This is a genomic window from Mesorhizobium sp. B2-4-14 (genome assembly GCF_006442155.1).
In the GTDB taxonomy this organism is placed as follows: Bacteria; Pseudomonadota; Alphaproteobacteria; order Rhizobiales; family Rhizobiaceae; genus Mesorhizobium.
The window spans coordinates 1-16,001 of sequence record NZ_VFVA01000037.1; the positions used below are offsets into that span (position 1 = coordinate 1).

Below are 16,001 nucleotides of genomic sequence, written 5' to 3' on the forward strand. Positions count from 1 at the left end.
ATCTACACCCGCCAGGAGCGGAACGGCATCCTGCTCGGCACCTATGAAAAGGCCTGCAAGCCGTGGTCGCCGGTCAACACGCCGTGGGATTTCGGCCACGAACTGCTGCCGCCGGACCTCGACCGCATCGCGCCGTCGCTGGAAATCGGCTTCAAGCATTTCCCCGGTATCGAGAAGGCCGGCATCAAGCAGATCATCAACGGCCCCTTCACCTTCGCGCTCGATGGCAACCCGCTGGTCGGCCCGGTGCAGGGCCTGACCAATTTCTGGTGCGCCTGCGCCGTCATGGCCGGCTTCAGCCAGGGCGGCGGCGTTGGCCTCGCTCTGTCGAACTGGATGGTCCATGGCGATCCCGGCTTCGACGTCTGGGGCATGGATGTCGCGCGTTTCGGCGAATGGGCCGGCCTGCGCTACACCAACGCCAAGGTGCGCGAAAACTATTCGCGCCGCTTCTCCATCCGCTTCCCCAACGAGGAACTGCCGGCGGCGCGCCCGGCGCAGACGACGCCGCTCTACGACACCATGCTCGCCAACAACGCGGTCATGGGCGACTCGTGGGGGCTGGAAACCCCGCTCTGGTTCGCACCCAAGGGCAAGGAGCCCAAGGACATCGTCTCCTTCCACCGCTCGAACGATTTTGGCCCGATCGGCGAGGAAGTGCGGGCCACGCGCGAGCGCGTCGGCGTCACCGAAATCGCCAACTTCGCCAAATACGAAGTGTCGGGACCGGGTGCGGAAGACTTCCTCAACCGGCTGATGACCAACCGCATGCCGAAGACCGGCCGCATCGTGCTGACGCCGATGATCAACGAGTTCGGCAAGCTGATCGGCGATTTCACCATCGCCAAGGCGGCCGAGGACCGCTTCATGATCTGGGGCTCGTCGGCCGCGCAGAAATACCACATGCGCTGGTTCGAGAAGCACCTGCCCAAGGATGGCTCTGTCCGTATTCACCGCTTCGACCAGACGCTCGTCGGCCTTTCGATCGCCGGACCGAAATCGCGTGACCTGCTGCAGAAGCTGGTCGATGTCGACATCTCGACCAAGGCCTTCCGCTTCATGGACTTCCGTGAGATGGCGGTCGGCGGCGCGCCCTGCATGGTCAACCGCATCACCTACACCGGCGACCTCGGCTATGAAATCTGGATGGCGCCGGCCTACCAGCGCCTTGTCTACAAGGCGATTAAGGACGCCGGTGAAGAGTTCGGCCTGGTCGATTTCGGCATGCGCGCTTTGCTGTCGATGCGCCTGGAAAAGAACTTCCCCACCTGGTTCCGCGAATTGCGCCCGATCTACGGACCGTTCGAAGGCTCGATGGACCGCTTCATCAAGCTCGAAAAGAACGACTTCATCGGCCGCGAAGCGGCCGCCAAGGAACAGGCCGAAGGGCCAAAGCTGCGCCGCGTCTCCTTCATCGTCGACGCTGCCGACGCCGACGTGATGGGCGACGAGCCGATCTGGGCGAAGGTCAGCAAGGATTATGGCACGGTGGAAAAGCCGCATGGCTATGGCGCGCCGCGCTTCGACACCTCAGGCAAGGAAGTACGCGGCTCCAAGGCTGCCGAAGGCGCGTCCGCCGTGCGCGGCATCGTCGACGGCGACTGGCGCGTGGTCGGCTGGGTGACGTCGGGTGGCTACGCACATTACGTCCAGAAGTCCATGGCGCAGGGCTACGTGCCGGCGGCCTTGGCCGAGGACGAAAGCGCCGGGCTGTTCGAGATCGAAATCCTCGGCCATCGCCGTCCAGCCCGCATCAATGTCGAGGCGCCGTTCGACCCGAGCGGCGAGAAGATGCGGACCTGAGTTCAGCCATGGACAGCGCGGCGCCAAAGGGAAGCTTCGGCCGCCACCGCAAGATCATGCCGTTCGACCCCGGCTCGATCGAGGCGTTGCGCGACGCCTCGCGCGAGAAAGCAGCGGGGCTGAACCAGCATGTGCTGGGCTATGGTGCCCAGGCTGATGCGGAATGGGCGGCGGCAGGCATTGCCGCCCCCGATCTGCCGGCGATGCGCCAATACCGGCTCGAGCGCATCCGCGCCGAGCTGAAGCGTCGCGGTTATGCCGGTGCGCTGCTCTACGACCCCGTCAACATCCGCTACGCGACCGATTCGACCAACATGCAGCTCTGGGTGGCGCACAACCCGACGCGGCATTGTTTCGTCGCCACCGATGGTCCCGTGGTGCTGTTCGACTATTTTTCCTGCGAACACCTGTCCGACCGTTCCGGCGTCGTCGACGAGGTACGGCCGGCGGTGTCATGGATGTATCTCTACAGCGGCGACCTGACCGAGCAGAAGGTCCGCCGCTGGGCCGCCGGCATCGCTGACCTGGTCAGGGAACATGGCGGCGGTAACAGCCGTATCGCGGTTGATCACATCGACCCGGAAGGCGTCGAGGAACTCGCACGCCTTGGTGTTTCCATCGGCAATGGCGAAGCGGTGATGGAGAATGCCCGGCTGATCAAATCACCGGATGAGGTTCTTGCCATGCGCCGGGCTATCGTCGCCTGCGAGGCGGCGATGAGTGAGATGGAACAGGCACTGAAGCCCGGCATTTCCGAAAACGAATTGTGGGCGGAACTGCATCGCGGCAACATCGCGCGCGGCGGCGAATGGATCGAGACACGGCTGCTGGCGTCGGGTCCGCGCACCAATCCGTGGTTCCAGGAGTGCTCGTCGCGCATTATCGAAGACGGCGATCTTGTCGCCTTCGACACCGACCTGATCGGCCCCTATGGCTTCTGCGCCGACCTGTCGCGCACATGGCTGTGCGGCGATACAAAGCCGACTGATGAACAGCACGATCTGTTCCGGATCGCCGCCGACCAGATCGGGCACAACACCGAACTGATGCAGCCTGGCATCTCATTCCGCGACCTCGTTGAACGCTCGGCGGTGCCGCCGGGCGACTGTTTCCCGACCCGCTACGGCGTGCTCTACCACGGCGTTGGCCTCGCCGACGAATACCCGACCCTGCCCCATGCCGGCGACTGGACGCCAGACACGCCGGACGGTGTGCTCGAACCCGGCATGGTTTTGTGCGTGGAAAGCTATATCGGCCGGCTCGGCGGGCGCGAGGGCGTCAAGATCGAGGAGCAGATCCTGATCACTGAAAGCGGCAACCAGCAGCTTTCAACCTACCCGTTGGATCAGAGGCTGCTCGGCTAGTTCGGCAAGAGCGTCGCGCATGGCCCGGACTGTCGTTTCCGGCGTCGTCCTGGCGGTGATGAAGGGCAGACCTTTGCGTCGTGCCGTCCAGCCGACGGTCACGACCTTGTGCGCAGCCGGCTCGAAACGCTGCGCCAGCCCCCAGCTTTCACAATCAATCGCGGCGAGATCCGCCCTGCCCTCGGCGACAGCAACGATCGAGCCGCGATGGCCACCGCTTTCGCTGCGCGATGAAAAGATATCGAGACTTTCGCCAGCCGCCTGCAGATCGCGCGTCAGCGCGATGATGCCCGACATGGAATCCAGGCTGTTGAAGGTGAAGCGCTTGCCCCGGATGACATCGAGCGGCAGCAAGGCCATACCGTCCGCGGGTGACCGCACCTCCGGTCCCTCGCCTGCCCGCATCACCAGCGCGCTCGAATAAAGCTCACCCTGCCCGCCCTCATAGGCGTCGTAGCTCGGCTGGCCGACCACCTGCACATGGCTCGACAGCCCAAGCTCCATTGGCCCCCAGCAGGCCTGCGCGAACAGCAGCGCCGGGTGCAGCCATATTTCGTGGAAATCGAGTTCGTCCGCCGGCAATGTCGCCGGATCTGGCGCGATCAAAGCTCCCAGGGCATCGCGTATGCCGCCCGGAGCCGGCGGCAAATCGCCATTTCGCCGCACGATGGTTTTCGGCGCATCGATCCCTTTTTGCCGGAAGGCATCACGCAACTGAGCCCATTGGGCATCGACCTCGCCGAGTGCTTCTGGCCAGTCATACATAGGCAAAGCAGCAACAAATTCGCTCATGCCGGCACTCAATCACCATGCCTGGAGAAAGGATCGCAGAAACACGGCGCCCAATCAGAATTGGGCGACACGGATCCCGGGCTGTCCAGGAACTATTCCTTGGGCGGCTCGGCGGGCACCGGCGCGGTGCCGAGCCCATTGATGTTGCGCGCGCGGATACGCGGCTTGAAGGCCCGGCCGTGCTCAGGCGCGCGCCGCAGAACCGGATGCACGATCGGTTCCTTGGCCTTGAAGGCATAGGATTTGATCAGCGCGAAGTAGTTCGGATAGGCATAGCCGTTGTTCATCCGCAGCCAGTCGTCGCGGCGGTCGCGAAACAGTTTCGGCAGCCGATACCAAGCAACGGTGGGGCTCTTGTGATGCACGAAGTGCAGGTTGTTGTTGAGGAACAGGAATGACAGCGGCGAGCGCTCGACGATCACGGTGCGGCCTTCCGGGTGCTCGGACCATTGATGCTCGGCAAAGGTGCGGATCGCGATCAGCGACTGGCCGAGCCAGACCGGCGCAAAAATATAAAGCCACAGCGGAATGCCGAAGCCGAACTGCACGATCGGCACCACGACGGCGAGACCGATGGCATGCAACAGCCAGGCTTTGCGGATCACCTTGTCGCCGGCCATTGCATGCTTGGCGTCGTCGATGAAGAAGCCGATACAGGACAGCCAGGGGCCGAGGAAAAAGCGGCCGGCCATCGTATTGTTGATCTTGAGCAGGAATTTCATCGTCGGGGGCAGTTCGTCATGCTGCCACAGCGCCTGATAGTAGCTTTCCGGATCGTCGAGCGGATCGGTCAGCCGCTCATCGGCATGGTGGCGCAAATGAAGCGTCTTGAAGCGGCGGAACGGCCAGACCAGACCGATCGGCAGGAAGACGAAAGCTTCATTGATCAACGCGCTGCGCGTCGGATGGCCATGCAGCACTTCGTGCATGATCGACGACTGCAACGCCAAGGTGAAACCGAGCATGACGAGCGCCAGGATGGGATAGGAGGGCCAGAGCAGGAAGCCGGTGGCAAGCCATGTTCCGTAACAGAAGAAAGCGAGGACCACCGTAGGCCATTCGATGGCCGGTGTACTGCGTCGCTTGATGCTCTTGCCTGCCATGCTATCGACCACTGTCCCTCAGCCGCCGGAACCCCAACTGGTTCCTGACAGCATTGTGTCAGGAGAGATGATTCCACTCAACGCGACAAAGTGTACAAAATGTTGCGTCTGCGCATTTTTGGCCGCATATGTTGTACATTGTAAACAGTCTTAGGGATTCGTTTACGCCTAAAGTCCCCATAGGGCTCTTTCGGCGCAAATTTTTCCTCCCGAAGCAAGGAGCGATAGGATGGACAAACGCGACTTGTCGACGATTTTTCGGGAGCGCCTGAAGCTGCTCCTGACACGCTCGGACCTGAACCAGTCGGCATTCGCGACAGCCGTCGGCATCGATCGGTCGGCTCTGTCGCAGTTGATGTCGGGCGCCTCGACACGCCTGCCGAGGGCCGAAACGCTGCTCAACATAGCCGCCGAATTCAAGGTATCGCTGGACTGGCTGCTTGGCCTCAGCCAGGACGAAGGCGTCACCGGTGAAATCCGCGAAAGCCTGGAGATCGAGGAAGCGCCGGACGGTTTCGACCGCACGCTGCTCGCCAAATGGTTCGCTGAAGCCGCGGGCACCAAGATCCGCTATGTGCCGGCCGGCATTCCCGATCTCCTGCGAACCCACGCGCTCGTCGATTACGAGGCCAACATCACCAACAGGAGCCGTCTGGCACAGGCCAGCGAGACCCGATACCGCATCGAATACAATCGGCGCCCGGAAACCGACATGGAAGTCTGCATGCCGCGTCACACGCTGGAGATCTTCGCACGCGGCCTCGGCGTGTGGGACCGTTTCCCCGCGGCCGACCGTCAGCAGCAGCTTACCCATATGGCGACACTGCTCGACGACCTCTACCCGACCTTTCGCCTGTTTCTTTATGACGGCCGCATGCGCTATTCGATCCCGCTGACCATCTTCGGCCCCTATCGCGCCGCCATCTATGTCGGCGACATGTATGTGGTGCTGAACGCCACTCAGCCGGTGCAGGCACTGACCCGGCATTTCGACAATCTGATCCGTGCCGCCGACGTCAACCCGCATGAGGCCGCTGCCTTCGCGCGCAATCTGGCCGGCATGCCGTTCGCATCAGGCTCTGTCTAAGCGGCGTGAGGAATGGCAACCGCCTGAGCGATGGTCCGGTTGCTATTTCATTGACTAGACATAAAGACTTCTTTATATCCTTATTCGAATTCAGAACACGAAAGCCAATCCGATGACGACCACCAACCCGATCGACGCACTTCTGGCTGAAAAGGGCGTGCTCTTGGCCGATGGCGCCACGGGCACCAATTTGTTCGCCATGGGACTGGAGGCCGGCGAGGCGCCGGAACTGCTGAACGAGACGGCGCCCGACACCATTACCAGCCTGCACCAGAATTTCGTCGATGCCGGCGCCGACATCATCCTCACCAATTCCTTTGGCGGCACCCGCCACCGGCTGAAGCTGCACCACGCGCAGGACCGCGTGCATGCGCTGAACAAGCGCGCCGCCGAAATCGCCCGCGCTGTCGCCGACCAGGCCGACCGCAGGGTGATTGTTGCGGGCTCCGTCGGCCCGACGGGTGAACTGCTGGTGCCGCTTGGCGCCATGACCTATGACGAGGCGGTCGATGCCTTCGCCGAGCAGATCGAAGGTCTCAAGGAAGGTGGCGCCGAAGTCGCCTGGATCGAGACCATGTCGGCGCCCGACGAGATTCGCGCCGCGGCGCAAGCCGCCATCCGCGTCGGTCTGCCCTACACCTATACCGGCTCCTTCGACACTGCCGGGCGCACCATGATGGGCCTGCTGCCGAAAGACATACACGGCGTCGTCGATGGCCTTTCCGAGGCCCCGCTCGGCGTCGGAGCCAATTGCGGTGTCGGCGCCTCCGATATCCTGGCGTCGCTGCTCGACATGACCGATGCGAAGCCGGAGGCGACCGTCATCGTCAAGGGCAATTGCGGCATTCCCGAATTCCGCGGCACCGAAATCCACTATTCCGGCACGCCCGAACTGATGGCCGACTATGTGCGCCTCGCCGTCGACGCCGGGGCAAAGATTGTCGGTGGCTGCTGCGGCACCTCGTTCCAGCATCTTGCCGCCATGCGCAAGGCGCTCGATGCCCATACCAAGGCGGATCGCCCGACGGTTGAGAAGATCGTCGAGCGTATCGGCCCGATGCGCAACAAGGTGGCGACGGAGAACACCGCCGAGACCAGCGAAGCCCGCCGCGAGCGGCGTCGCAGCCGGACCTGATATCTCTCGGTTTATTCGCTGTAGTCGGCGTAGCTTGACTGCGCCGACTTGAAGTCGACGACACTATCGCCGCGCATCGTCATCAGCGCACCCGACGTGGCGGGGTCCGTGATCTGTTCCAGCATGGCGCGAAAACGATCATTGGTCAGTGCCGACATGGCGGTGTGGCGCGCCTGCGCGACATCATCGCTGATGCGTCTGGATTCGGCCGACGGGGTTGATGAAACCGCCAAAGCGTCCCGTGCCGGTGGTATCGAACTGACGAACGTTCTGATCTGCAATTCCGGCTCCCTCAAGCCCGTGGACATGACGGGTTTAGCAAGCAGGGGGTTGCGATCCGGTACCGGAAATGCCGCGCAATTTAACGAACTGGACCATTCCGCGAAAAAAGGCCGGCAAGGGAATATCCCCTCGCCGGCCTGCCTTACCCGCTCGTGGGCCGGTTTCCGCTATCGGAACGACCCCATCATCTGAAAACCGGCCGTATTGCCACTACCGGTTACCGCCCAGCGCCGAGGCAAGGCGCACAAGCGAGAGGAACTCGGACCTGTACCCAAACGGGTCGGGCCCCCGGGCGGCAGTGGCGATCTCCATGATCTTGTCGTAACCGAACTTCGCGGTCGCATCCTCGTCGCGCAACTTCTGGCCGAAGGCCGCGACCGCGACCGAGAAGCGCTGGTCGGTGCCCGCCTGGTCGAACGACGACACCTCGTTGGCCGAGGTCACCGGCGTGGTGATCAGCTTCGAGACGTCCTCGTTCGGCAGCTTGTAGCGGATCTTGACGAAGGCATATTCGTCCGCGTTGGCGACACCGCCATTGTTGACCGTGGCCTGACCGTAACGCAGCGGATCGATCTGCTCGCCACCGCTGCCCTTGGGCGTAATCTCATAGATCGCGGTGACCGAATGGCCCGAGCCGATATCGCCGGCATCGACGTGGTCGTTGTTGAAATCCTCACGGTTGAGCGCCCGGGTCTCGTAGCCGATCAGGCGGTATTCCGAGACCTTGCTCGGATTGAACTCGACCTGGATCTTCACGTCCTTGGCGATAGGGAACAGCGTCGAGGAGGCATCCTCGACCAACACTTTTTCCGCCTCGGCCAGTGTGTCGATATAGGCGGCGGTGCCGTTGCCGTTCTGCGCGATGGTCTGCATCATCCGGTCGTTCAGATTGTCGTGGCCGAAGCCGAACACCGACAGGAAGACGCCGGTCTTGCGTTCCTGTTCGATCAGGCGCTTCAGGTCGTCGTCATCGCTCTGGCCAACATTGAAGTCGCCATCGGTGGCCAGCATCACCCGGTTGACGCCGTCCTTGACGAAGGATTTTTGCGCCAGCCTGTAGGCCTCCTTGATGCCCGCCTCGCCGGCCGTGCTGCCACCGGGCGTCAGCTTGTCGATGGCATTGAGTATCTTGTCCTTTTCGGACGCCTTGGTCGGCTCCAGGACGGTGCCCGCATCACCGGCATAGGTGACGATCGATACGGTGTCGTCCGGCTTGAGCTTGTTGACCAGCAGCCGGAAGGCCGACTGCAGAAGCGGCAATTTGTCGGGTTCGTCCATCGAGCCCGAGACGTCGATCAGGAACACCAGATTGGCCTTCGGCTGCTCGGTCGGCTTGATATCGAATCCCTTGATGGCGACGTGCATCAGCTTGGTGTGATCATTCCACGGCGTCGGCATGACGCTGACGGTCGAATTGAACGGCGTCGACGCCGAGTCCGGCCCCCTCCAGTCATAGGGGAAGTAGTTGATCATCTCCTCGACACGAACCGTATCGGCCTGCGGCAAGGACCCTTCCTTCAGCGAACGTCGCACGAAGGAATAGGAGGCGGTGTCGACGTCGATCGAGAAGGTCGAGACCGGCTCCTCCGCCGTGGCGTGAACGGGGTTGGTCTTGAAGTCCTCGATGCGATTGCGGTTTTCCTCTTGCGGCGCAATCTGGTCGGCTGGGATGGCCGGCGGCTGCACCATCAGTTTGGACTCGCCTGCCCGCATTCGGGCAGCCTGCGAGGCGCTGGGCGCGCTAGTGGTGTTGGCCAGCGGAAGCGGTGCCGGCGCGGGCTCTGCCAGAACGCCACGCTCCTGAGCGCTCTGCTGTGCCGATCCGGCAGCGGTGGATTCGGGCTTCGGCGGTGGGGGCGGCGCCACAAGCACATCGGCGGCATCGCGGCTTTCGACATCCGCGCCGGCTTTCTTGTCCGTCGTCGGCACCGTGGCCGCGAGCGGCTCGTTGATCGGCTGATCTCTCGGCGCCTGCTTGGCCAGCGGCTTCACTGACGCCGGCTTGTCGGCAAGCGTCTCGGTGACCTTCTGGTCGCCGCTAAACGGCGACGGCTCCCTCAGCAGATGGAAGGCGGCGTATCCGGCGATCGGCAGGGCGACGAGCCCGGCAAGGGCCGGCGTGGCGATGAGTTTCTTTTGCATGATTTCGCTCCAGAGCTTTTGTGCTCGCTCTGTGAGACGAAGACCGCCAATCGATCCTTGGGTGGCTGTCGAAATATTTTCCTGTTCGTATGCGCGCATGGCGGCCTCGAAGGCGCGTGCCTTCGCGCTCTCGCCCGGCGCCGGTACTGCTGTGTCGCGCAGCTTTCTGAGTTCGTTGTCGTCGACCATGGTCACACTTCCCCGGCCGAGCGCATCAGCGTTTTCAGCCGTTTCTTCGCTTCATGGATGTGCCAGGAAACCGTCGTCTCCGAGATCGCCATCGCCTCGGCGGCGGCCGCGTGGCTCAAGCCCTCGCCATAGACAAGCAGCACGGCATCGCGCTGCTTGTCCGGAAGCCGCCGCACCGCCACCCACAGGGCCTCGGACGGGTCTTCCGGTTCGGCCGAGGCCTCGCCGGAAATCAGCGCATGAACACCGTAGGCTTCGGTCTTCACCGTTTCGCGCGCGGTCTTGCGTATCATGTCGCGCGCCGCGTTCATCGTCATGGTGTAGAGCCAGGTGGTGAAGGCGCCGTCGCCGCGATAGTCGCGGATCGCCCGGCCGAGCCGGACACAGACTTCCTGGGCGATATCCTCGGCATCGGCCTTCCTGCCGTACCAGCGATAAGCGGCGCGATAGACGAAGTCGTAGTGACGCTCCAGCAATTTGCCGAAGGCCCCCCGGTCTCCGCCCTTCGCCCGCCTGATCAGTTCGGCGTCGGAGGCTTCGCTCTCATCCAGCATCATCGCCATCATTTGCCTGTTGGACGAAGGCTAATGGCTAATCCTTGGGATCGTGGAAAGATTTTTTGTGAGGTCGTTCTTCCCCTCCCCGTGAACGGGAGGTGCCCGAAGGGCCCATGAGGGGCGGAGCGAGATCTCGAAGGTTTTCTCGGCCTCGCCGAGCGCCTTCCCCGGCAGAAAGCTCTACACCAGCGTCTCCGCAAACAGCGCCGTCAACCGCCTCCAATGCCGCTCGGCGCCAGTTTCGTCATAGACGCTATGGTCCGGCACACACCAGCCATGCGCCATGCCGACATAGTTCTCGATCGTGTGGTCGACTTCGGCAGTCCGCAGTGCCTCCTCCAGCCGCGTCGACTGTTCGGGCGGAAAACTCCGGTCGACACCCGCCATGCCGACATAGACACGCGCCTTGAAGGCGGCCGCCTTGCGGTGTGGGCTGTCGGCGGCATCGCTGGCCAGATTGCCGCCGTGGAAGCTGGCGGCGGCCTTGATGCGGTCCGGATAGGCCGCGGCCGCGTTAAGCGCCCGCGCACCGCCCATGCAATAGCCGACGGTGCCGAGCGGGCCGGTGGCACCTTCGGCGGCAAGAGCGTCCAGAAACGCGGCGCTGTCGCTGATGGTCATCTCCTGCGTCGTGCCGGTGACCAGCGCCATCAGCGCTGCCTTGGTCTTCTCGTCAGCGAAGGCGGTCTTGGCGTCGAACGGACCATAGGGCGCGTTGCGATAAAAAAGGTCGGGAACCAGCACCGCATAGCCCTCGTCCGCCAGCCGCTCGGCCATATCGTCGAGCGCCGGTCGCGGACCGAAAGCGTCCTGATAGAGAATGATCCCGGCCTTGGTCGGTGAAGCGGCGGACGAGCGGAACAGCCCTGCTCTTGCGACACCATCGCCGGTCTTTATCTCGATATTGCGTTTTGCCATGGCCGGGTCCCTTGTGATCGTGGCACATACATATCGGCGCCGGTTGGAAGGGCAAGGCCAGGCTGACGGGCGGCGTTCACAAAAGCGTATCGACCGGCCACGATGCATATTCCCCGCAAAGGAGCCACGGGGGTGTATGTGGCAAGTTCTTTTCGTGCATTCGCCGGCATCTTTGCCGCCGGCGGCGTGCCGCTAGCGCATGAAGCTCGCCATATGAAAGGCCTGGACCTCCGGCGGATAGCGGTAGGACGTGCCATGAGGACAGGCATTTCGGTCAAGGCAACCGCCGCTCCGGCAGGGCTCCCCATCTGCTCCCCGCACATGCGCCAGGCAGGTTTGGTAGGCGAACCCCTCGATCGAATAGGCGCCGACCGGACAGGATTTCAGGCAGGGTTTGTCGACACAGGCGTCGCAAAGATGGATCGCCGCGGCCTGCTCCGGAAGCGCGATCTCGTCCTCGAACAGCAACGCGCCGCGATAGGCATGCCAAAGCCCGTATCGTGGATGCATGAGAATACCGAGCGGCGACGGTTTTAGCCCCTCTGCCCGCATCGCCCATTGCTGGAATGGCAGATAGGGACGGTCGGAGGGCGAGACGGCGCGGGCACCAAACTTCTCCGCGACCGCGCCGATCACGTCGCGTGACCACGCATCGAGAGGATTGGCGATGACCTGCGTCTGCCTTTCCCGCCAGCGCAGGAAATGCGGCCAGGGTGCCGCGCCCGCCTGCCCTACGAGCAGGACGGACCTTGCGCCAGCGCCCGAGGCGCTAGGAGGAACATCCTCATCATCGGGAAAGACAAAGCCGCCGCGCAGGATGAGCCCGTGGGCGCCAAGCGCGGCCGCGATCTCCTCGATCATGCCGCGCACAGACTCATCCCTTCTTGTCCGGATCGGAAAAAGCGCTCCGCCAGACTTCCTTGTGGATGATATTGGCGACTTTAGCCCCGCCTGACTCGGGCTCCTTTCAAGTGAAGGCGTCGGGCATCGACCCCTTCTTCCTGGCGATGAAGTCCTTCAGCGCTTCGTCGATGCTCGGGTCGAGTTGCGGCGCCTCGTAGCTTTCCAGCCAACGGCGGGCGAGATCGTTGGCACGCTGCGGTGCGGTCTTCTCGCCCTCGGCCAGCCACTGCTCATAGGAATTGTTGTCGGCGATGTTGGACCGGTAGAACGCCGTCTGGAAATTGGCCTGGGTGTGGTCGCAACCGAGATAATGGCTGCCCGGGCCGACCTGGCGGATGGCGTCCATGGCCTGGCCGTTTTCGGACAGATCGACGCCTTCGCAGAATTTCTGCTGCATGCCGAGCTGGTCGATGTCCATCATGAATTTTTCGTAGCAGGAGGCCAGCCCGCCCTCGAGCCAGCCGGCCGAATGCAGGACGAAGTTGGTACCGGCAAGGATGGTCGAGTTCAGCGTGTTGGCGCTTTCATAGGCCGCCTGTGCATCCGGGACTTTCGAGGCGCACAGCGAGCCGCCGGTGCGGAACGGCAGGCCGAGCCGGCGGGCGAGTTGCGCCGCGCCGTAAGACACCAATGACGGCTCCGGCGTGCCGAAGGTCGGCGCGCCCGATTGCATCGAGATCGACGAGGCGAAGGTGCCGAACAGCACCGGCGCGCCCGGCCGGATCAGCTGCGTGAACGAGGCGCCCGCCAGCACCTCGGCCAGAACCTGCGTCAGCGTGCCGGCGACCGTCACCGGGCTCATTGCGCCGGCCAGGATGAACGGCGTGACGATGCAGGCCTGGTTGTGGCGCGAATAGACCTTCAGCGCGCCCAGCATGGTCTCGTCGAACACCATCGGCGAGTTGGCGTTGATGAGGCTGGTCAGGACCGTGTTGTTCTCGACAAAGTCGTCGCCGAAGACGAGCTTGGCCATCGCCACGGTGTCCTCGGCGCGCTCCGGCGCCGTCACCGAGCCCATGAACGGCTTGTCGGAATATTTGATATGCGCGTAGACCATGTCGAGGTGGCGCTTGTTCACCGGCACGTCGACCGGTTCGCACACCGTGCCGCCCGAATGGTGGATCGACGGCGCCATATAGGCGAGCTTCACGAAATTCTGGAAATCCTCGATCGTCGCGTAGCGCCTGACACCATCGAGGTCGCGCACGAAGGGCGGGCCATAGACCGGCGCGAACACCGTGGCATTGCCGCCGATCTGCACCGAGCGCTCGGCATTGCGGGCATGCTGGGTATAGATGGATGGCGCGGTCTTCAGCAGCGAGCGGCAGAGACCTTTCGGGAAATGGACGCGCTCGCCCTTGACGTCGGCGCCAGCCTCTTTCCAGAGCTGCAGCGCTTCGGCGTCGTCGCGGAAGATGATGCCGATTTCCTCGAGCACCGTATCGGTGTTCTTCTCGATCAGGGCCAGCCCTTCCTCGTTGAGCACCTCATAGACGTTGATCTTGCGTTTGATATAGGTGAGTTGGGTGCCGGGCCCGCCGCCGGAGCGCGCCGCGCGCCTGGCCGCTGCTCCGCCGCTGGCACCGCGCCCACGCCGGGCGTTTGACGCTTCCTGGTCGACTGCCGCGTGTTCGCTCATGATCGCTCTTCCCTGAATATGGCCTGGCCTGAATATGACCTGGCCTGCCTATGGCTGGTCCGTAACCGTTGGGGCCGCATGGCGCGGCTTTCGCCGGATCGTAGCCATGCACCCTATTCGAAACGGCCAGTCCGCGCCAACGCCTGTCGCAAAATCGACAAGAAAACCAATAGATTTTCCAGTCGCTTTCCTTTTGCGGGAAGTCGCAAATCAGCTATGGATACCTGCCCGTTGCGGGTTAGGTATGAACGCCAATATTTTGTGCCTTGCGACACAGTCGCGATGCCGTGAGGAGCTGGGTTAAAATGTCTGACGACGAGATCATCCTTTCCGACCTTTCCGACGACGAGCTTGTGCAGCAGATGCACGACGATCTCTATGACGGGCTCAAAGAAGAGATCGAGGAAGGCACGCGCATCCTGCTCGAGCGCGGCTGGGCGCCTTATAAGGTGCTGACCGAAGCGCTTGTCGAAGGCATGCGCATTGTCGGCGAAGATTTTCGCGACGGCATTCTGTTTGTTCCCGAGGTGCTTTTGTCCGCCAATGCGATGAAGGCCGGCATGTTCATCCTGCGCCCGCTGCTCGCCGCCACCGGCGCGCCCAAGCAGGGCAAGATGGTGATCGGCACCGTCAAGGGCGATATCCACGATATCGGCAAGAACCTCGTCGGCATGATGATGGAAGGCGCCGGCTTCGACGTCATCGATCTCGGCATCAACAACGCGGTCGAGAAGTATCTGGATGCAATCGAGCAGCATCAGCCCGACATCATCGGCATGTCGGCGCTGCTCACCACCACCATGCCCTATATGAAGGTCGTCATCGACACCATGAAGGAAAAGGGCATCCGCGACGACTATGTCGTGCTGGTTGGCGGCGCGCCGCTCAACGAGGAGTTCGGCAAGGCTGTCGGCGCCGACGCTTATTGCCGCGATGCGGCGGTGGCGGTCGAGACCGCCAAGGACTACATGAAGCGCAAGCACAACGTCCGCGCTTCAGCCTGAGCCTGACGGCGCTGCAATGAGCCAATAAAAAGCCGCGCCTTGCAGCGCGGCTTTTTTGTTCCCAGATGATGGGGAAGGCCGCGCGGATCAGGGCTTGGTGACGGTGTCCTTGACCGCCCTGGCCGTCGATTTGACGTCCTTGCCGACGCCGCGGACGGTGTTCGCGCAAGCCGTAAGGGCCAGGGCACAGGCAAGAACGGCAATAGCCGCTACGCGTAGCAGTTTCATGGACGGCGTCTCCCTCAATGGATAAATTAGCCCCGTGGCAACAAAGGCCGGCTCGACTGGTTCCATCATGGCCAAGACACAGAAAACCAAACCGAATCAAGCGGACAAGGTGCTCATCATCGCCTGCGGGATGATTGCCCGCGAGGTGTTGACCGTCAAGGAACAGCTCGGGCTGGATCACCTCGAATTGACATGTTTGCCGGCGGAGTTCCATTTCTATCCCGACCGCATCGCACCGGCCATGGACAAGGCGATCAAGAAGGCCAAGGCAGAGGGTTATGAGCACATCTTCGTCGGCTATGCCGATTGCGGCACTGGCGGCCTGCTTGACCGCGTCCTGGAGAAACATGGCGTCGAGCGCATGGCTGGACCGCACTGCTTCGCCTTCTATCAAGGCATGGAAGCCTACGCGAAGGTCGCAGACGACGACATGATGTCCTTCTACATGACGGACTTCCTCTGCCGTCAGTTCGATGCCTTCTTCATGAAGCCGCTCGGCCTCGACAAGCACCCGGAGCTGATCAAGGACTATTTCGGCAACTACGAGAAGCTGATCTACCTCGCCCAGACCGACGATCCGGAACTCGACAAGGTCGCCGAGAAGGCCGCCGCCATGCTTGGCCTCGCCTATGAGCGCCGCGCGACCGGCTTCGGAGATTTGACAGCGGGGCTGGCAAGTGCCGCGGCACAGAGCTGACAACTAGGCCGCCCCTCCCCGGCCCGCAATGCAGCCAGCACATCGGCAAAGCTTGTCCTGCAGACGAATCCCAACCTGTCTCTCGCCGGCGACGCATCGGAGACCGGGTTCAAGCGCTGACGATGCTCGGGGCGCCTGATCACCAAGGATTAACCCGG

The 16,001-nt window shown here is 62.8% G+C and carries 16 protein-coding genes; 7 read left to right on the forward strand and 9 right to left on the reverse strand.

Annotated features, from left to right (window positions below):
- On the forward strand, positions 1–1,803 hold a 1,803-nt coding region (locus FJ938_RS24470), incomplete at its 5' end, for an FAD-dependent oxidoreductase (RefSeq protein ID WP_140698299.1).
- 8 nt (positions 1,804–1,811) lie between these two features.
- A complete protein-coding gene (locus FJ938_RS24475; protein WP_140698302.1) occupies positions 1,812–3,167 on the forward strand; it encodes a Xaa-Pro peptidase family protein in 1,356 nt (451 codons plus the stop codon).
- On the opposite strand, the gene FJ938_RS24480 is transcribed toward FJ938_RS24475, so the two are convergent.
- Both FJ938_RS24480 and FJ938_RS24485 read right to left on the reverse strand, forming a co-directional pair.
- Positions 3,132–3,959, reverse strand: a complete 828-nt coding sequence (locus FJ938_RS24480; protein ID WP_140698305.1) for a PhnD/SsuA/transferrin family substrate-binding protein — start codon at positions 3,957–3,959, stop codon at positions 3,132–3,134. The two genes, FJ938_RS24475 and FJ938_RS24480, sit on opposite strands and share 36 nt — an antisense overlap.
- 92 nt (positions 3,960–4,051) lie before the next feature.
- Positions 4,052–5,062 carry a fatty acid desaturase gene (locus FJ938_RS24485; RefSeq protein ID WP_181169172.1) on the reverse strand — a complete coding sequence of 337 codons (1,011 nt, stop codon included), beginning with the start codon at positions 5,060–5,062 and terminating at the stop codon, positions 4,052–4,054.
- Positions 5,063–5,291: 229 nt separating this feature from the next.
- On the opposite strand from FJ938_RS24485, the gene FJ938_RS24490 reads away from it, so the two are divergent.
- Positions 5,292–6,149 (forward strand): helix-turn-helix transcriptional regulator, encoded by an 858-nt coding sequence (locus FJ938_RS24490; protein WP_140612283.1) that lies wholly within the window; start codon positions 5,292–5,294, stop codon positions 6,147–6,149.
- Between the two features lie 112 nt (positions 6,150–6,261).
- Positions 6,262–7,284, forward strand: coding sequence for a betaine--homocysteine S-methyltransferase (gene bmt / locus FJ938_RS24495; RefSeq protein WP_140698307.1), 1,023 nt, complete (start codon positions 6,262–6,264; stop codon positions 7,282–7,284).
- Positions 7,285–7,295: 11 nt separating this feature from the next.
- Here bmt and FJ938_RS30115 read toward each other — a convergent pair whose 3' ends face one another.
- Positions 7,296–7,442, reverse strand: a complete 147-nt coding sequence (locus FJ938_RS30115; protein ID WP_140612287.1) for a hypothetical protein — start codon at positions 7,440–7,442, stop codon at positions 7,296–7,298.
- Between FJ938_RS30115 and FJ938_RS30120 the strand changes: the two genes are divergently transcribed.
- Positions 7,426–7,758: a hypothetical protein gene (locus FJ938_RS30120; protein WP_140698310.1), complete on the forward strand. Its 333-nt coding sequence runs from the start codon at positions 7,426–7,428 to the stop codon at positions 7,756–7,758. The genes FJ938_RS30115 and FJ938_RS30120 overlap by 17 nt on opposite strands.
- 18 nt (positions 7,759–7,776) lie before the next feature.
- Here FJ938_RS30120 and FJ938_RS24510 read toward each other — a convergent pair whose 3' ends face one another.
- The 5 genes from FJ938_RS24510 to FJ938_RS24530 form a co-directional block, all read right to left on the reverse strand.
- Positions 7,777–9,897 (reverse strand): VWA domain-containing protein, encoded by a 2,121-nt coding sequence (locus FJ938_RS24510; protein ID WP_140698312.1) that lies wholly within the window; start codon positions 9,895–9,897, stop codon positions 7,777–7,779.
- A gap of 2 nt (positions 9,898–9,899) precedes the next feature.
- Entirely contained in the window at positions 9,900–10,460 is a 561-nt protein-coding gene (locus FJ938_RS24515; RefSeq protein WP_140698315.1) for an RNA polymerase sigma factor, read from the reverse strand.
- 174 nt (positions 10,461–10,634) lie between these two features.
- The gene (locus FJ938_RS24520; protein ID WP_140698318.1) at positions 10,635–11,372 is read right to left on the reverse strand and encodes a dienelactone hydrolase family protein; all 738 of its coding nucleotides are present in this window, start codon (positions 11,370–11,372) and stop codon (positions 10,635–10,637) included.
- A 192-nt stretch (positions 11,373–11,564) separates the two neighbouring features.
- Positions 11,565–12,242: a hypothetical protein gene (locus tag FJ938_RS24525; RefSeq protein WP_181169173.1), complete on the reverse strand. Its 678-nt coding sequence runs from the start codon at positions 12,240–12,242 to the stop codon at positions 11,565–11,567.
- Positions 12,243–12,339: 97 nt separating this feature from the next.
- Positions 12,340–13,914, reverse strand: a complete 1,575-nt coding sequence (locus tag FJ938_RS24530; protein WP_140698320.1) for a trimethylamine methyltransferase family protein — start codon at positions 13,912–13,914, stop codon at positions 12,340–12,342.
- Positions 13,915–14,219: 305 nt separating this feature from the next.
- Between FJ938_RS24530 and FJ938_RS24535 the strand changes: the two genes are divergently transcribed.
- A complete protein-coding gene (locus FJ938_RS24535; RefSeq protein WP_140698323.1) occupies positions 14,220–14,918 on the forward strand; it encodes a B12-binding domain-containing protein in 699 nt (232 codons plus the stop codon).
- A gap of 87 nt (positions 14,919–15,005) precedes the next feature.
- Here the strand turns inward: FJ938_RS24535 and FJ938_RS24540 are convergent, their stop codons facing one another.
- On the reverse strand, positions 15,006–15,146 hold the full coding sequence (locus FJ938_RS24540) for an entericidin A/B family lipoprotein (protein WP_140698325.1): 141 nt from the start codon (positions 15,144–15,146) through the stop codon (positions 15,006–15,008).
- A gap of 67 nt (positions 15,147–15,213) precedes the next feature.
- Here FJ938_RS24540 and FJ938_RS24545 point away from each other — a divergent pair, with 67 nt between their 5' ends.
- On the forward strand, positions 15,214–15,843 hold the full coding sequence (locus tag FJ938_RS24545) for a DUF1638 domain-containing protein (protein WP_140698389.1): 630 nt from the start codon (positions 15,214–15,216) through the stop codon (positions 15,841–15,843).
- Positions 15,844–16,001: the final 158 nt, after the last annotated feature.